Origin of the sequence: Bradyrhizobium jicamae (assembly GCF_018130215.1) — a bacterium.
Classification (GTDB): domain Bacteria; phylum Pseudomonadota; class Alphaproteobacteria; order Rhizobiales; family Xanthobacteraceae; genus Bradyrhizobium; species Bradyrhizobium jicamae_A.
In genome coordinates, this window is sequence record NZ_JAFCKQ010000047.1 from 44,583 (window position 1) to 60,978 (window position 16,396).

12 protein-coding genes are annotated in these 16,396 nt (G+C 66.5%); 9 read left to right on the forward strand and 3 right to left on the reverse strand.

The features are described from left to right. Nucleotides 1-29: 29 nt before the first annotated feature. Nucleotides 30-1,277, forward strand: coding sequence for an MFS transporter (locus JQ586_RS32785; protein ID WP_212398790.1), 1,248 nt, complete (start codon nucleotides 30-32; stop codon nucleotides 1,275-1,277). Nucleotides 1,278-1,333: 56 nt separating this feature from the next. Here JQ586_RS32785 and JQ586_RS32790 read toward each other — a convergent pair whose 3' ends face one another. Then, a complete protein-coding gene (locus JQ586_RS32790) occupies nucleotides 1,334-5,014 on the reverse strand; it encodes a DUF3971 domain-containing protein (RefSeq protein ID WP_212398778.1) in 3,681 nt (1,226 codons plus the stop codon). A 240-nt stretch (nucleotides 5,015-5,254) separates the two neighbouring features. Here JQ586_RS32790 and JQ586_RS32795 point away from each other — a divergent pair, with 240 nt between their 5' ends. Both JQ586_RS32795 and JQ586_RS32800 read left to right on the forward strand, forming a co-directional pair. Further along, nucleotides 5,255-5,980, forward strand: coding sequence for a peroxiredoxin (locus JQ586_RS32795; RefSeq protein ID WP_212398779.1), 726 nt, complete (start codon nucleotides 5,255-5,257; stop codon nucleotides 5,978-5,980). Between the two features lie 99 nt (nucleotides 5,981-6,079). Next, the gene (locus JQ586_RS32800; protein ID WP_212398780.1) at nucleotides 6,080-7,438 is read left to right on the forward strand and encodes a M23 family metallopeptidase; all 1,359 of its coding nucleotides are present in this window, start codon (nucleotides 6,080-6,082) and stop codon (nucleotides 7,436-7,438) included. Between the two features lie 70 nt (nucleotides 7,439-7,508). On the opposite strand, the gene JQ586_RS32805 is transcribed toward JQ586_RS32800, so the two are convergent. Together JQ586_RS32805 and JQ586_RS32810 are read right to left on the reverse strand one after the other, a co-directional pair. Continuing rightward, complete coding sequence (locus tag JQ586_RS32805; protein WP_212398781.1) at nucleotides 7,509-8,756, reverse strand: DUF5666 domain-containing protein; 1,248 nt, start codon at nucleotides 8,754-8,756, stop codon at nucleotides 7,509-7,511. Further along, a complete protein-coding gene (locus JQ586_RS32810) occupies nucleotides 8,753-9,628 on the reverse strand; it encodes a DUF6502 family protein (protein WP_212398782.1) in 876 nt (291 codons plus the stop codon). Before JQ586_RS32810 ends, JQ586_RS32805 begins: the two co-directional genes overlap by 4 nt. A 123-nt stretch (nucleotides 9,629-9,751) precedes the next feature. On the opposite strand from JQ586_RS32810, the gene JQ586_RS32815 reads away from it, so the two are divergent. From JQ586_RS32815 to JQ586_RS32840, 6 genes are all read left to right on the forward strand, one after another. Then, entirely contained in the window at nucleotides 9,752-10,180 is a 429-nt protein-coding gene (locus JQ586_RS32815) for a hypothetical protein (RefSeq protein ID WP_212398783.1), read from the forward strand. A 207-nt stretch (nucleotides 10,181-10,387) separates the two neighbouring features. After that, nucleotides 10,388-10,546 carry a hypothetical protein gene (locus JQ586_RS32820; RefSeq protein WP_212398784.1) on the forward strand — a complete coding sequence of 53 codons (159 nt, stop codon included), beginning with the start codon at nucleotides 10,388-10,390 and terminating at the stop codon, nucleotides 10,544-10,546. Between the two features lie 17 nt (nucleotides 10,547-10,563). After that, nucleotides 10,564-12,510: a glycosyltransferase gene (locus JQ586_RS32825; protein WP_212398785.1), complete on the forward strand. Its 1,947-nt coding sequence runs from the start codon at nucleotides 10,564-10,566 to the stop codon at nucleotides 12,508-12,510. A 3-nt stretch (nucleotides 12,511-12,513) separates the two neighbouring features. Continuing rightward, nucleotides 12,514-13,254 (forward strand): ABC transporter ATP-binding protein, encoded by a 741-nt coding sequence (locus tag JQ586_RS32830; protein WP_212398786.1) that lies wholly within the window; start codon nucleotides 12,514-12,516, stop codon nucleotides 13,252-13,254. Beyond that, complete coding sequence (locus JQ586_RS32835) at nucleotides 13,251-14,705, forward strand: glycosyltransferase family 1 protein (RefSeq protein ID WP_212398787.1); 1,455 nt, start codon at nucleotides 13,251-13,253, stop codon at nucleotides 14,703-14,705. The genes JQ586_RS32830 and JQ586_RS32835 overlap by 4 nt, the downstream gene beginning before the upstream one ends. Beyond that, nucleotides 14,702-16,054 (forward strand): O-antigen ligase, encoded by a 1,353-nt coding sequence (locus tag JQ586_RS32840; protein ID WP_212398788.1) that lies wholly within the window; start codon nucleotides 14,702-14,704, stop codon nucleotides 16,052-16,054. Before JQ586_RS32835 ends, JQ586_RS32840 begins: the two co-directional genes overlap by 4 nt. The last annotated feature ends 342 nt before the right edge of the window (nucleotides 16,055-16,396 follow it).

Sequence of the window (16,396 nt, forward strand, 5' to 3'; positions counted from 1 at the left end):
GGATGCGGAAAGCGCGCTCCCTGCAGCCAATGGATCAGGATACGCCCCGCGGCGAAACCCTCGCAAAGCCGAACAAGCCAGCCCGCGTCGCGCTGGGTGTGCTTGCGCTCTGCTTCGTGCTGTCAGTGCTCGGCCGCGGGCTGAGCGACAGTTTCACTGTGTTCCTGAAGCCGATCTCGGAAGACTTTGGCTGGGACCGCGCCGAGGTCGTCTCGGTCTATTCGCTGACCTGGCTCGCCAGTGGCCTGACCGCACCGCTGGTGGGGCGCCTGTTCGACCGCTCAGGCCCCCGTGTGGTCTATACGCTGGGGCTGTCGCTGCTCGGCTGCGCTTTCCTCGTCGCCTCGCGCGCGCACGAGCTCTGGCAATTCCGGCTCAGCGTCGGCCTCTGCGTCGGTTTCGGCACGGCGCTGATCGGCAACGTCTCGAACTCGATCCTGCTCGGCCGCTGGTTCGGAACGCGGCTTCCGACCGCGATGGCGGTGATCTATTCGGCCACCGGCGCCGGCCTGGTGGTGCTGCTGCCGCTGTCGCAGGTCCTGATCGACCGTATCGGCTGGCGCGAGGCCTACGGGGTATTCGGCATCGGGGCACTCTGCCTGCTTGCACCGCTGTTATTCCTGCCGTGGCGCGTTTTCGCGCGCGGATCGCCGCATGTCGTCAGGAAAGCGGAGCTCGGTCTGATCGACGAAGGCTGGACGCTGCTCGGCGCGATGCGCCATCACGCGTTCTGGGCGCTGTTCTCGACCTTCTTCTTTACCGCGATCGCGATGTACGCGCTGACGGCGCAGATCGTCGCGTATCTGATCGATGCCGGCTTCGCGCCGCTGCAGGCGGCAACCGCCTGGGGCTTTTCCGGCATCGCGCTATTCGTCGGCATGCTCGGCGTTTCCACACTCGACGGCATCATCGGCCGCCGTCCCAGCGTGCTGTTCAGCTACGGCGTCTCGATCGTCGGCATCATCCTGCTGTGGCTGCTGCAATGGTATCCGAACTACTGGCTGCTCACCGGCTTCGTGATCAGCTTCGGCAGCATGATCGGCTCGCGCGGCCCGCTGATCACCGCGACCGCCCTGAAGATCTTCCGCGGCGAGCGCGTCGGCACGATCTACGGCACGATCTCGATCGGCAGCGGGCTGGGGTCGGCACTCGGCTCGTGGGGCGGCGGCCTGCTGCATGACTGGACCCACAGCTACAACCCGCTGATCGCGTTCGCGCTGGTCAACGTCGTACTCGGGATGATCCCGTTCCTGGTGGTGCCGGCGCTGCGGCGTTGACGGCCGGTCTATCGGTCGCGCGCCAGCCAGACCGTGCGACCGCCTCCGCGCCCTGGCTAGTTGTTGGTCGGCGGCAGATCGGTCGGGTTGTACTGATTGAACTCGAAGATCTTCCGCGTCAGGCCCGGCGCCAGCGCCGAGATCGGGTTGACGCGCAGCACCGGCGCGTTCGGCGTTCCCACGACCTCATAGGTGACGCCAATCAGGCCTTCGTTGCTTCCTGCGCCGAGGAAGATCCCGAAGAACGGGATCTGACCGAACATGTTGTTCAGCCCGTACATCGGAATGAAGGTGCCGTTCATGCGCACCTGATTGCCGACATAGTCGATGCTCCCCTCGATGGTGGCGCCGATGGTCGGCCCCTTGACCACGCCCTTTCGGATCGAGAGCTGGCCGCTCTGGCGCGTGAACTCGGCGCCCAGCGCCGAGAAGCCGATGCCGTTCTGCGTGGAGACCGGCCCGCCGGCGACGGCGCGATCGAGCTGGGCTTCTCCCTTCACCGCGAAGTCGCGGATATTGATGAACCCTTCCTTGGCACCCTGATCGGGCGTCGGCGGATCCATTGCCAGCGTCAGCTGGCCGCCGACCACCTTCGAATAGGTGTCGATGAAGCGCAGGAACGCGCCGGCATCGGCGGTTTGCAGATAGATCATCTCGCGTCCCTGCTGCCGGCCGCGCATGTCGGCGGTCACGGGCGTGTCGCGCCCGACCTTGCCGCTCAGCGAAAACGTCCTCAGGAAGCCGTTGCGGCGCGACATCTTGGCATCGACGCTGCGCACCGCCTCGCCGTTGAAGCCGGCGACTGCACCGAGCTTCAGGTCGACGTCGACGTCGATCATCTTGGTTTTGCTCTTTGGATCGGTATCGCGGCCGGAGATCGCTGATTTCAGGAAGCCGCGGCCATCGAACACGTCGCCGCGCATCGTCACCTTGATCACGCCGTCGGGCCCGCGATCGGCCCTGAGCGAGGTCTTGTCGCCTTCCGAGGGTGCGTAGGTCGGGAAGTTCGCGTTCAGGAGCTCGCCGTTCTGGTCGACCTCGAGCGCGCCCTTGATCGATACGCCGCCGCCCTCGATCACGATATCCTCGAACCGGGTCGACTGCGGTTTCGGCACCACGTTGAAAGTCGCCTTGCCCGTCTTGCCGGAGGCCTTGACCCAGCCTGGCAGAATGTTGTCGAGCTTGAGCTGGGTCAGATCGGCCTCGATGCCCAACTTGGTGCCATTGTCGCCGCTGCCGAGCTTGCCGGTCAGCTTGATCGGCATCGCCCCCGAGACCGCAGGTCCGAGATCGAGCCCGAGTCGCGCGCGGCTCGCATCATCCAGCGTGGCCTGCAGCTTGACGTCGGCATCGCCCTCGGCCGGCTTGCGATAGTCGAGCGAGGCCGCCTGCCCGTTGATCTTGACGTCGCCCTTGACCTGGTAGCCGGCATTGCTGGCGACCACCTTCAGCGCGTTGGCCTCGAGCTTCTGGTTCATCACCAGCTTGTCGACGGCGACGCCGGAGATGTCGGCGGCGACGGAATAGGTCGTGTCGGCTTTGGTCAGCTCGCCTTTCACGGGCATCGCGAGATTGATCGTCGCCGTGACGTTGCCCTTGCTGGCGTTGGGATCGATCGGCGGCCCGGAGAGATCGCTGAGGCGGTCCGAGGCGAGGATTTCGGCCGCCGCCGGCACCGGGCAGTCGACCCGGAACCTGGCCTTCGACGGTGACGGCTTCGGCGCCATGTCGGGCACCTCGAAGGTGAAGTCGGACAGCGTGATCTTGCGGCCCGCCGGCGTGTCGGCGATGCCCTGGCCGATTGTCACGGTCGCGGTGCGGCCGGTCACCTTGGCCTTCAGATCGGCATCGTGCACCGGCGGCATCCCGTCGACCGGCCGGACCGTGACGCCGGATGCGACGATGTTGACCGACAGACCGTCGTCCGGGATCGGCGGCCCCTTGCGCGACAGATTGTGCACCGGCGAGTTGACGCCGACATCGATGCGCTGGAGCGTGCCGCGGTCGATCCGCTCGATCACCCATTCACGCACCTCGGGCACGATGATTGTCGGCCACATCCGCTTGAGGGCCGACGCCGACATCGGCGTGCCGGCAAAGCCGAGTTGCAGCCGCGGCTCGCCGGAATAGTCGATGCTGCCGGTGCCGGCGACGCCGATCTCTCCGTTGGAGATGTCGGCCTGGGTCAGCATCACCTTCTTCTTGTCGGTGTCGAAGCGGAAGGCCACGTTGATGCGGTTGAAGATCAGCGGCGGCTCGTTGTCGATGCCCGCAAGTACGATGGTGCCGCCGGAGAGTCCCGCCTGCCAGTCGGTGACGTTGTCGTTCGGCGGCTCGAGATGGCCGAGCAGCGTTATGCGGTTGGCGCCGGAGATGACCTTGATCGGCGCGAGCAGCACACGGCGCCCGGCGTCCCATTCGACGCTCATCTCCGCTGAATCGATCGCCATCGGATAGCTCGGCGTATCGGTATCGATGATGTTGCCGGCACCGGCGATGATCTTGCCGTTGAAATAGGTCGGCAGGCCGTCCCGGCCGAGTTCGCCCCGGAGTTCGCCCGACAGCGGCAGGTCGGCGGTGTAGGTGAGGTCCTTGGCCCGCAGCGCCAGCAGGAGATTGGCCGCGGACACCTTGTCGGCCTTGACGTCGACCGAGCGCACGCCATTGACCTGCGGCCCGACCACCATGCGGACCGACCAGGGTTTTGCGCCCTCCTGACCGAAGTTGAGCGCCACGCCGCCGTCGCTCGGCCGCCGCAGGCTCAGGCTGATATTCTCAAAGGTCCATTTGTTGCCGCGCTGCTGGTCGTCGACGACGAGGTTGCCGTTCTTGAGGCCGATCTCGTTGAGGTTCTGGCCGTCGAGCCCGGTCATGCTGAGGCTGTCGAGCCAATCGAGGCCCGCGAGCACGCCGCTCTGCGCGGATTCGGGTGGCGCCTGGGAGGTGTCGGACGGCGCCGGGGGCGGAGCAGCCGGGGCCGGATGCGGGAATGTCGGCGCCATCCCGGCGTCCTTCTTCGAGGCGACGCCGGTGGCGAGCGGCTTTGCGGTGTCGCCGGCGGAGACCGTCACATAGCCATCCGGCGTGATGCGCACCGACAGTTCCGCATCGACGAGGTTGAGGCTCTCCGCACGCAACTGGCCCATCAGCAGCGCCGTCCCGGACAGCCGCACCTCGGCTTTCGGCGCGCTGGCGACGATCGCGTGGTCACGGTCGCGGACGATGATGTCGCGGATGCGCACCGCGATCCTGATGCGGCCGGCGCGCTCGATCTGGGTTCCGCCGACCTCGACGGTGTTGCCGTGACCGATGTTCTCCTCGATCGCGGCGGCAAGCCAGGGGGTCGCCATGTCGAGATTGATGGGACCGGCACCGAGCCGCCACCACAGCGCGCCGAAGCAGGTCGCGAAGATCACCACGAGCACCGAGAGCACGAGCCCGATGCGCCGCACCCAGCGCTCGCCGTTCAGCCAGCGCCGCATGCCGGAACAGAAGTCGCTGAAGCGATGCAGGTTGGTATTGGAGCGCGCCAGCAGTTGGCGCGCCTGGTGGCCCGTCGCTTCGTCCTGTTCGTCCCAAGCGACTTCGTCTTCCCATTGCGAGAAGTCGGCCTCGGCGCGCGGATGTTGGCCCTGCGGCGTCGTATTCCTTGCCATTGCCTCTCGGTGCTGGCGGTGACGTTGATCGCCGCCATCGGGGCGCCCGTCGAACGGTATCGAGCGCTCCTGTGCCGGCATCGCGGCGTGTCCTCGGTTAATAGTGTTACTCGCTGACGGACCAAAGAACGGACGCAAGAACGAACGAAAGCAACCGATCGAAAGCCAATTCAATGAGCGGACGGATGACGCGTCGAATTCCTTGTAACCATACTCCGAGGCCATCAGACTTGCCCAGCGACGGACGCGAATCCGGTCGCCTGGGATGAGACCCGCAATACTCTACTGGTTGAGCCGCGGAAAGCGACGAAAGGAAGGCGTATGTCCAAGAAAACGCGCAAGAAATCCTCCAACACAACCGGAAAGCGGGCGGCAACAAAGGTTGCGCGCGGCGCAGGCACCGGCACGGGGAGGTCCGCGGCGAAAACCCGCACGGCGGTTGCCAGGACATCGACCAGGAAATCGACCAGGAAATCGACGACATCGGGCAAGACCGCCGGGACCGTTCAAGGCAAAGCCTCGCACAAGGCTGCATCGAAACCGTTAAAGCCCAAGCCCGCGGCAACAGCGAAATCGGACGGCGCCGTCCTTGCCGAGGGCACGGCGGCGCCCGCCTTCAATCTGCCGCGCGACGGCGGTGGCAGCGTCTCGCTGCAGGATTTCGCCGGCAAGAAGCTCGTGCTGTTCTTCTATCCCCGCGCCGACACGCCGGGCTGCACCAGGGAGGCGATCGATTTCACGCGGCTGAACAAGGCCTTCGCGGACGAAGGTACCATGGTGCTCGGGATTTCCGCCGACACGGTCAAGGCCCAGGAGTCATTTCGAAACAAACACCAATTGTCGGTGCCGCTCGTCTCCGACGAGACCCATCAGATGCTCGAGGCCTATGGTGCCTGGGGCGAAAAATCCATGTATGGCCGGACCTTCATGGGAATCATTCGCACAACGGTTCTGGTCGATTCCGGTGGAGAAGTCGCCCGCGTCTGGCGCCACGTGAAGGTCGACGGCCATGCCGACGAGGTGCTCGCGGCGGCCCGGTCGATCTAATCGCGAGAGCCCCGTTTCCTGAAAATTAACCATAGGAAGGTCAAATCGCCCCCGCAGATTAGCCGTACGGAGTTTGGTCCGCCGGCCGCGGGAGTTCCGATGTCGAGCCGGTCCGGTCATCATCTCGAATACGCAAAACACCATCATCCCCAGGACCATGGCCGCGCACCGGTGCGGCGCCCGGCAGCCCCGCCAGCGGCTCCGGCTGCTACCGCCTCCGGCGCCGGCTACACTATCCTTCATGCCGGCAAGCAGGTCCGGTTCGGGCCGGTCGTGTTCTGGATCGCGGTCGGGACCGTGGTCCTGCTCGGCATGTGGTCGGCGGCGACTGCGACCTATTTCGCCTTCCGCGATGACGTCCTGACCCGGCTGATCGCGCGCCAGGCCGAGATGCAATACGCCTACGAGGACCGCATCGCGGAGCTGCGCGCCAAGGTCGACCGCACCACCAGCCGCCAGCTGCTGGATCAGGAGCAGTTCGACCAGAAGCTCGACCAGATCATGCGCCGTCAGTCGACGCTGGAATCGCGCTCGACTGCGCTCGGCGCGATGCCCGATCTCGGCGCGACCGGTTCGATCAAGCCGCAGGGCCGTGCAGAAGCGACACCCTCCTCCGGCACGCCGAAGCCATCGCCGATCAGCGACACCGTGATCTTTGTCGCTCCGCCGGATCGTGAGGCCCGTCTGGAGTCGCGCGCGCCGCTGATCGCCAAGACGCAACCGAGCCAGTTCGCCAAGGCCCAGGGCGTCGATTCTGCCCTCGTCCACCTGCAGACCTCGCTCGATCAGGTCGAGCGGCGCCAACTGGCCGCGCTCTCGACGGCCGAAGAAAGCATCGATTCACGGGTGCGCCGGATGCGCGGCGTGATCAGCGATCTCGGCCTCGACATGGCGCAGCTCGAGGCGGCAACGCCCCGTTCCGGCATGGGCGGCCCGTACGTCCCGGTCAAGCTGGCCTCAGACGCCGGCCCGTTCGAACGCCAGCTCTATCGGATCAACATCAACCGCGCGCAGATGCAGCGGCTGAACCAGACCCTGGCGCTGGTGCCTTACCGCAAGCCTGTTGTCGGCGAGGTCGAGTTCACCAGCGGCTTCGGCGTCCGCACCGATCCGTTCCTGGGACGTCCGGCCATGCATACCGGCCTCGACTTCCGCGCCCAGACCGGCGATCCGGTGCGCGTCACCGCCAACGGCAAGGTGGTGTCGGCCGGCTGGGCCGGAGGATATGGCCGCATGGTCGAGGTCGATCACGGCAACGGCCTGTCGACCCGCTACGGCCATCTCTCCGAGATCAACGTCAAGGTCGGCGAATACGTGAAGATCGGCCAGGTCATCGGCGAAGTCGGCTCGACCGGCCGATCCACCGGCCCGCACCTGCATTATGAGACGCGCATCGACGGCGAAGCGGTCGATCCGCAGAAATTCCTGCGCGCCGGCGTCCGCCTCAGCGCGGGCTGAGAACAGTCTCCTGATCACTTGAACGCCGGCGCAAGCGATCCTGCTTGCACCGTTCGCCATGGACGGACGATCAGCGTCGTCCGCCGCCGCCCATGCCACCGGGCGGACCGCCGCCGAAGCCGCCGCCGGGACCGAACGGACCACCGCCGCCGGGCGGGCCGAAGCCGCCCGGACCCGACGGGCCCATGTTGCCGGGATCAGGCGCAGGTCCGGGCCCGGGCCCGGGCGAAGGTCCGCTCCCCGGGCCGCCGCCTGCCGGTCCCCCCGATGGGCCGGATGGCGCACCGCGAAGACCGCCGCCCGGCACTCCGCCGCCACCATGTCCCGGCGTCACGCCGGGCTGATGCGCCGGCGCAGCGGGCCCGCGCACCGACGAGCCCGGGAATTTGTTGACCGACTGCACCGATTCAACCCGCAGGCTGCGTATGCCTTCGAGCGTGGCGTTGACGACCACGCGCGTATCGGCCGCCGGCGCAAAGCGCGAATTGTCTCGCGCCACAAATCCGGAGCCGAGCTGCAGCTCGCTGCCGACCCGCCGCACATAGGCCTCGATCAGGACGCGGTTGGCACCGGCGAGATCGGAGAAGTCATCGGCGCGGCTGCGCGCCACCTGCATCACGCCCTGCGTGACATGACCGTCGGCCTGCACGCGCTGTCCCGCGAGTGCAGTGTCGACGCCTGCCAGCCTGAGATCGCCGATACGCAAGGTTCCGCTGCGGTCGCGCTCCAGCGGACCTGTGACGCGCGTCGTGGTGTCGTGGCGTTCCTGCACGAGGCTCGCGACGATGACGCCGTCGGTGCGGCGCAGCCCGAACACCGCGACATGCGTCCCCGGCTTCAACCAGCTTTCCTGGCCCGACCACGCGACCTTCTGGCCGAGCACCGAAAGCTCGCCGGATCTGGCATGCTCGATCGGCCCGATCACCTCGCTGACCGCCTCGATCCGCCTGGTCGACAGCACACCATTGGCGCCGCGCTGCGCGACGACGCGCGCGACCTGCCCGATCCTGAGCGCCTTCGCCGTCGTCGCCTCTCCATCGATCCGCACCGGCACGTCGGCCGCATAGGCGATCCGCTCGCCGTTGACGTAGATGCTGCCGAAGCGCTGGATCACGCCGACGATGCCGGTGCCACCGATGCCCTGGTCGGATCCGCTGATCCCGGTGCCGCCGATGCCATGGTCGGATCCAGTGATCCCGGTGCCGCCAATCCCCTGGTCGTTGCCGCGCTTCTTCACCTGCGCGCCGGCAAGCGAGGTGCCGGCCAGCCAGAAGCCAAACAGCAGGGCCCGCCGCGATATGACCGGCGGTGGCTTCACGATGCGCTACCTTCGTCGGCCTCGTCATCGGCCGGACCATCGGGGCCCTCGCGATAGACATACATGCCGAAATTCCAGCGATAGTCGCCGCCCTTGTCCTTGGCGAGCGCTCGATTGGCCTCGCGGTTCAGGACCTTCAGCGCCTCCATCGCGAGTTCGCGCGAGCGTCCGTCGAGACGCTTGGCGAGCTTGGCCGACAGCCCGTCATAATGCACGGCGCGCTCGAGGAAGCGCGGCGTGACCGACGACACGTTGACCTCGGCGGCGGCGACATGGTCATGCAGGTTGCGGCCGAGATAGTGCCATTTGCGATCGTCGTCGCCGTGCGGCACGAAGGCTTCCTCGACCAGCACGATCTCGCCGTCGTCATTGATGGTGACGAGCTTGCGGTCGAGCCACTCGTCGAGCACCGCGCGCGGGCGCACGTCCTTGGTGATCGATTCGACCAACGCCTCGAACGAGGGCGCAGCACCTTCGGCGGTGCGTGGCAGCGGCAGCGGATCGCCCTTCGCGTCGGTGAATTCCGGTGCGGCCAGCCAGCGCGCGATGATCGCGCTGGTCCGCGACAGCGTCGCCGGAACCTCGTTGACCGGCGCGCCGGCGCCGCGCAGCCGCGCCACCTCCTTGCGATGGATGCCGGTCAGCAGGCTGACGCGGCTGTCGGTCTGCTCCTTGCCTTCGAGCGCAAAATCATGTTCCGCAACGTTGACATAGAGCTCGCGCAACAGCTGGGTCAGCGCCGGAAAGGTCATGCCGCCGCGAATGCAAAGCCGGACCAGCGGCCGCAGCATGCGCGCGAGCGGCGCGTGCAGCTTTGCTGCGGCGATCGGCGGAGGCGATGCCGGCTTCGATTTCGGGGCTTTGGCATTCATGCCCAAATTTTAGCCGCGCGTGGCGTGGGATACAATCCCACCTTTTTACAATTGCCGTTGACGTGTGACATTTTCCCACCTAAGGCAAGCCGGAAACATTGGAACCAGCGAACCCGACCGCCGATGACACCTATCCGATTCGACCTCGAGATCGCGCGGGCCTGCCGGATGGCCCAGGTGCCCTATGAGGAATTCGTCTCGACGGTGATGGCCGGTGCCTATCCCTGCCTGCCCGGCGCGATCCCCGGCTCGCCGCGCCATTTCGACGAGACCGACCTGCTGGCGATGTATATCTACGGCCGGCTGCTCGCCTTCGGCTTCGGACCATTGCGGTCGGGCGAATATGCCTGCCGGGCCCATGGCGGCCTGGCGGCGGAGCCGCGGGCGCGATCGATCTCGATTGCGCTCGAGCCCGATGGTGGCAAGCGCGTCGTCGTCGAGCGCGACGCGCCTTCTGCGCCCCTGCCATCAGCAAAAATCCAGTTCGACATCGTCGCCATCAGGCAGTGGCTGGCGCAATCAAGCGAAGGCATTGCCGCCGAGCCGGCCTAAGGCATTTTTTCATCGCCCGCGTCGCCGGCTCCTCTGCGCATCTGGCAGTACGGCGCGACACCGCACGGCCCTGCTCCGTCACCTGCTCCCCGCAAAAAGTTTTCCACCGCCTTATGTGGGACATAATCCCACATTCTAGTCCCGCTCAATTGACGTGTGAAATTTTCCCACGTACACAACATCCATCGAGCAGGGGAATTCAACGCAATGTCTGTCCGTTCCGGTCGGTTCGCCGAGATCACACATCCGTTCACGCCGCGCGCCCCGTGCGGCCCGATCGAGCCGGTGTTCCCGGCGCTGCTGCGCTCGGTGATCTTCTTCGCCGCGCTCGCCATGCCCTTTGTCATTGCGCTGGTCGCGGCATGAGCGGAGCGCACTTCCCCATGATGACGCTCAATGCGCCGACCCGACGCCCGTCGGTGCTGCACATCTTCAAGGTCTATTATCCCGACCTGTTCGGCGGCACGCTGTCGGTGATCCGCGACATCTGCACCGGACTGAAGGACACCTTCACCGCCGCCGTGCTGGTCTGCTCGCGCTCCGGCGGCGCGCCGAAGATCGTGGTGAACGACGTCGCGGTCGAGCGCGTCCATTCCTTCGGCGACGTGCTGTCGCTGCCGGCCGCGCCGACCTATCCGTGGCGGCTGTGGCGCCGCATCACCGAACACGACCTGCTGGCACTGCACGCCCCCTTCCCGCTGGCCGATCTGGTGTTCGCGTTCGGCCTGGGCCGTGGCCGCCCGCTGGTCGTGCACTGGCACGCCGACATCGTCACGCATGCGGGACTGCGCTTCATCGTCGAACCGATGATGCGGCGGACCTTGCGGCGCGCCGCCGCGATCATCGTGTCCGATCCCGTGCTGGTCGAGACCACGCCGTTGCTGCAGGAGTTCGCCGACAAGTGCCACGCCGTTCCGTTCGGCGTCGATGTCGCGAAATATGACCGGCCGGCCGTGCAGCCCGCCGACGTCAATGCGCGCGGCCGCCTCGTCCTCGCCTGCGGGCGCCTCGTTCCCTACAAGGGTTTCGACGTGCTGGTGCGCGCCGCCCACAGCCGGAATTTCGAGGTCTGGATCGTCGGCGAAGGCCGCGAGCGCGAGCACCTCGAGCAATTGATCCGCGACTATGGCCTGCAGGACCGTGTCCGCCTGCTCGGCTCGGTTCCCGAGAGCGAGCGCGTCAAGCTGATGCGCATCGCCGACGTCTTCGTGATGCCGTCGGTCACCAATGCGGAGACCTTCGGGCTGGTGCAGCTCGAGGCGATGGCCGCGGGCCGCCCCGTCATCAACACCGCGCTCGACACCGGCGTGCCGTACGTTGCGCGCGACGGCATCGAGGCGATCACGGTGCCGCCGGGCGACGCACCCGCGCTGGCCGATGCGATCGAGACCCTGATCAACGATCCGGACCGCCGCCGGCGCATGGGCCAGGCCGCGCGCCACCGTGCCGTGACGAAATACTCAACCACAGCCTTCAGGGAGGGAGTCGAGACGGTGTACCGTAGGGTCGTTGCCGAAGAAGCCATAGCCGCGAAGGACGTGGGTTTATCAGCCCCAGCCTCGCGTCCCCACACGGCGGGGGGCTTCGTCGGCGCGATCCGGATCGCGGCGGCGCTGGCCTGGTCAGACATGCGCCATCGCTACGTCCGCTCCCTCCTTGGACCCTTCTGGATGTCGATCCAGATGGCGATCATGGTGGGCGTGCTCGGCTCGGTCATCGGGCACTTCTCCAATGCCGGAGCCGTGGCACGCCTGCCGATGCTCGCGGCAAGCCTCACGGCATGGACATTCCTCAACAGCGTCGTGCTCGACGCCACCACCGCCTTGCAGGGGGCCACCAGCCTGATCAAGGACCGCGCGTTGCCGCCGGTCATCTTCCTGCTGCAGTGCACCTTCCGGCAGGGGCTGTTCGCGCTCCACAACGCGACCGTCCCGCTGATCCTCTGGCTCGCGCTGACGCCGCGGGACATCAGCGGCGCTTTCGTCGCACTGCCGGGGCTCGCGCTCTTCATCGTGTGCACGCTCGCGCTGAGCCTCGTGCTCGGCGCGCTGGCAACGCGCTACCGCGACATCAAGCCGATCATCGAGTCTTCGCTGACTCTGGCGTTCCTGTCCTCGCCGATCATCTGGACGTCAGACATGATCGATCGCAGCTCGCCCGTGATGCGGCTCAACCCGCTGACGCATCTGTTCGCGATCTGGCGCGAGCCGCTTGTGACCGGCCATGTCGCGACGACGAGCCTGCTCTACGTGCTCGGCTGCCTCGCCGTCCTGCTGCTTGCCGCGGTCGTGACGGTGACCCATCTGCGCAAGGCCGCGTTCTGGATCTAGGGCATGGCCAGCATCACACTTCGCGACGTCTGCCTCGATTATCCCCTCTATGGCGCCTACGACTTCTCGCTGAAGCGCCGTCTGCTCGGGCGGCTGCTCCGCCAGGGCAGCGAGATGCGGACCATCCGGGCGATCGACAATGTCTCGATCGAGGCAAAAGCCGGCGCGCGTATCGGGCTGGCCGGGCCGAACGGCTCAGGCAAATCGACCCTGCTGCGGCTGATCGCCGGCGTGTTTCCGGCGAGCAGCGGCCAGGTCGCGATCTCAGGCAACATCGTGCCGCTGCTCGGCCTCGGCGCCGGCGTCAATCTCGATTTCGTCGCCGCCGACAATATCAGCCTGTTGCTGCGGATCAGCGGACGCAAGCCGACGCCTGACATCCTCGACGAGATCTGGGCGTTCACCGAGCTCGATGACCGCATGCGGCGCCTGCCGCTGCGGATGTTCTCCTCGGGCATGCTGATGCGCGTACTGTTCGCGACCGCGACCGCATTTCCGGCCGACATCCTCCTGCTCGATGAATGGCTCAGCGTAGTCGACGAGAATTTTTCCGCGAAAGCGGAAGAGCGGCTGCTCAAGATGGTCGAGACCGCGGCCATCGTGATCATCGCATCACATGATCACGGGCTGCTGCGGCGCACCTGCAACAGCATCATCAATCTCGACCACGGCCGTATCGCCAGCCAGATCCCGCTCGATGCGCCCGTCCCATTTCCCCTCGAGCTCAGAGAAAAGCGCGCATGAACAAGATCCTGGTCGTCAGCGAGGCGCTCGGCGAACCCAACCACAAGCGTGGCATCTTCCACTTCACGCGCGAACTGATCCGTTCCCTCGCCGCGGAAGGCCATGCGCTGACCCTCGTCGTCGAGACCACGCGCCGCTATCGCAAGCTGCGCAGCCGCCAGCAGCGCACGCGGCTGTTGCCGCAGGATTCGCGGCTGATCGAGTTGCTCGCGCTGTATCGCTTCCTCGACGAGACCAACATGGACTCGCCGATGATGATGCGCGGCGGGCTGCGCCGTACCGTCGACTGGTTCAAGCACAAGCTCGACGTCGCGACTTCCCGGGAATTCTTCGTCGCGTTCCTGCGCTCGATCTGCCTGTTGCCGACCCAGGTCCGGCTGATCGAGAACCGTACCGCAGGCCTCGAATACATCCCGACCGATCTGCGTCATCTCGAGCTGTTTGGCGAGTTCCTGCTCGAGCCCGGCTTCTACAGCTATCAGGACACTTCGGCGCTGACCCGGCTGCCGCCGCCGCGCATCGACGCGCGCGGCTACGATGTCATCCTGGTCGACACGCCGACGCGGGTTGCGATCCGTCGCGACCGTGGCGCCAAGGTGATCTGCGTGATCCACGATCTGCTCCCGATCACCGATCTCAAGCTGGACGACATCGCGACGCGGCTGTTCCTGTCGCGCCTGTTCACCAGCGTGCACCAGGCCGACGAGCTGGCCTTCGTCTCCAACTACAGCATGAGCCGCTTCCGCGCCCTGCTGCCGCAATTCGCGCATATTCCGGCGCGCGTGGTCTACCCGCGGACCCGGTTCGATCTGGAAACCTCCGTTGCACCGGCCGCTGCGCCGGCGGCCGGCGGTGCACGGCCGAGCTTCGTCGTCATCGTCTCGAACGAGCCGCGCAAGAACCTCGCCGCCGTCATCCGCGCGTTCCGCAAGCTCCCGCAGGCCGATCTCGTCGTGATCGGCTATGCCGGTGGCATGAGCCGGACCGCCAATTTGCCGAAGAACGTCCGCTTTTCCGGCTATGTCGAGGAGCACGAGAAGGCGGCGCTGATCGCAAGCGCGCACGGCCTGATCATGCCGAGCCTTGCCGAAGGGTTCGGCGTTCCGATCATCGAGGCGCTGGCGGCCAACACGCCGGTGCTGTGCTCCGATATCTCCGTATTCCGCGAGGTCGCCGGTGACCTCGCCGACTATTTCGATCCGTTCTCGACCGAGTCGATCTGCGCGTCGGTGACCCGCGTGCTGGCGGGGCAGGACGAATGGCGCGCGCGGATCCGCGAACGCCGCGCCGAGCTCGCCGAGCGCTTCGGACATGAGACCCAGGCGCGCGATCTCCTGAGCCACGGCGCGTCGGCCGAGAGCCGCGGCGCCGCCACGACGGATTTGATGGCAACGCCGGAATACGACCAACTCGCTGCCGTCGCCGCCCAGGTCATGCGGCAGGCGTCATGACCCCTGCGGCCATCGACATGACCGCCCGGCCGTCGACACGATGGCCCGCCCGCACCCGGAGCTGGTTCGGTTCGGCCGCCTACGCGCGCACGACCGATCTTCTGATCGCGCTCGCGGCGGCGTCCCTGCCGTGGTCAACCTCGGCGCTGACCATCTTCATCCTGCTCTGGCTCGTCGCGGTCATTCCGACCATCGACTGGGAGCAGTTCGTCCTCGATCTCGTCACCCCGCCTGTCGCGCTGGCGCTTGCGCTCGTCGCGCTGACGCTGATCGGCCTGACATGGTCCGAAGCCGGCTGGGCCGAGCGGCTGCACGGGCTGAAGCCGCTCAGCAAGCTCCTGCTGTTGCCGTTCCTGCTGACCTATTTCCAGCGCTCGCAACGCGGGTTGGACGTGTTCATCGCCTTCCTGATCTCCTGCGCGCTGATGATGGTGCTGTCCTGGGTTGTGCTGGCGTGGCCGCAGCTCAAGCTGACCCACACCGCCTCCGCCGGCGTGCCGGTGAAGAACTATCTCGACCAGAGCCAGGAATTCACGTTGTGCGCCTTCGCGCTGGCGTTGCCGGCACTCACGGCGCTGCGCGCGCGAAACCGGGTTGCAACGGCCGGCTACCTGGCGCTGATCCTGCTGTTCGTCGCCAACATGGTCTACGTCGCCTCGGCGCGGACCGCGCTGGTCTACATGCCCGTGCTGCTGATCCTGTTCGCCGCGCGTTATCTCAGCCGGCGCGCCACGCGGGCGCTGCTCGCGGGCGCTGCGTTGGCAAGCGTCGTGATCTGGAGCACGTCGCCCTATCTCCGCCAGCGCGTCGCCGATGTCACGATCGAATACCGCGCCCACGACACGTCCGGCATCGCATCGACAGCGCAGCGGCTCACATATTGGCAGAAATCGCTGAAATTCATCGCCGCAGCTCCGCTGCTCGGCCACGGCACCGGGTCGATCAAGCACCTGTTCACCCGCGACGCGGTCGGACAGACCGGCCTCGAGGCCGAGGTGGTCAACAATCCGCACAACCAGACCCTCAACGTCGCCATTCAGTGGGGCCTTGTCGGCGTCTTCTTGCTGTATGCGATGTGGATCAGCCAACTCAGGCTATTCGCCGGCCGCGATCTCGTGGCCTGGATCGGGCTTGCCACGGTCGTGCAGAACGTCACGAGCTCGCTGCTCAACTCGCATCTCGCCGACTTTCACGAGGGATGGATGTACGTGATCGGCGTCGGCGTCGCCGGAGGCATGGCGCTGCGCGCCAGCCGGCCCGAGAAGATGCTCGCGGACACCGCTGCAGCCGGCAGCGCACGCGTCCACGCCAACGACCAAGCCTCGCCGGATCCAGCCTCGCGCCCGTGATCCTGCGTCACCGTGCGGGAGCCCTGGGTGTGGCGGCGTCTCCGCGCCGATACGGATCACTGATTTGCCCGACGGCGCAAGCCCCGGAGTAAAAAATATTTCGGTTTATCGTAACGACAACTCAGTGTATAGAGTTCCCGTCTCATCCGATTGAGGGGCGCTCGCGATCGTCACGGACGTTGCGGTGGGATGCGGTGGACGCCGCATGCGTGACTGACGAGAGCGCATGCAGTGGACGGCGAAATCGTGCAGGCCTGACGCCCTGGTGGCAGGTGTCTCATCGGAGGAGGCCAACGCCCCTTCCGTATGACGGTGACAAAAGAGCCCAGTCTCGCCGGGGAG

Excerpts from the sequence above, each read along its gene's own strand:
- JQ586_RS32785 (WP_212398790.1), top strand. The coding sequence starts at position 30 with ATGGATCAGGATACGCCCCGCGGCGAAACCCTCGCAAAGCCGAACAAG.
- JQ586_RS32790 (WP_212398778.1), bottom strand. The coding sequence starts at position 5,014 with ATGCCGGCACAGGAGCGCTCGATACCGTTCGACGGGCGCCCCGATGGC.
- JQ586_RS32815 (WP_212398783.1), top strand. The coding sequence starts at position 9,752 with ATGACACCTATCCGATTCGACCTCGAGATCGCGCGGGCCTGCCGGATG.
- JQ586_RS32835 (WP_212398787.1), top strand. The coding sequence starts at position 13,251 with ATGAACAAGATCCTGGTCGTCAGCGAGGCGCTCGGCGAACCCAACCAC.
- JQ586_RS32830 (WP_212398786.1), top strand. The coding sequence starts at position 12,514 with ATGGCCAGCATCACACTTCGCGACGTCTGCCTCGATTATCCCCTCTAT.
- JQ586_RS32795 (WP_212398779.1), top strand. The coding sequence starts at position 5,255 with ATGTCCAAGAAAACGCGCAAGAAATCCTCCAACACAACCGGAAAGCGG.
- JQ586_RS32800 (WP_212398780.1), top strand. The coding sequence starts at position 6,080 with ATGTCGAGCCGGTCCGGTCATCATCTCGAATACGCAAAACACCATCAT.
- JQ586_RS32825 (WP_212398785.1), top strand. The coding sequence starts at position 10,564 with ATGATGACGCTCAATGCGCCGACCCGACGCCCGTCGGTGCTGCACATC.
- JQ586_RS32820 (WP_212398784.1), top strand. The coding sequence starts at position 10,388 with ATGTCTGTCCGTTCCGGTCGGTTCGCCGAGATCACACATCCGTTCACG.
- JQ586_RS32840 (WP_212398788.1), top strand. The coding sequence starts at position 14,702 with ATGACCCCTGCGGCCATCGACATGACCGCCCGGCCGTCGACACGATGG.
- JQ586_RS32810 (WP_212398782.1), bottom strand. The coding sequence starts at position 9,628 with ATGAATGCCAAAGCCCCGAAATCGAAGCCGGCATCGCCTCCGCCGATC.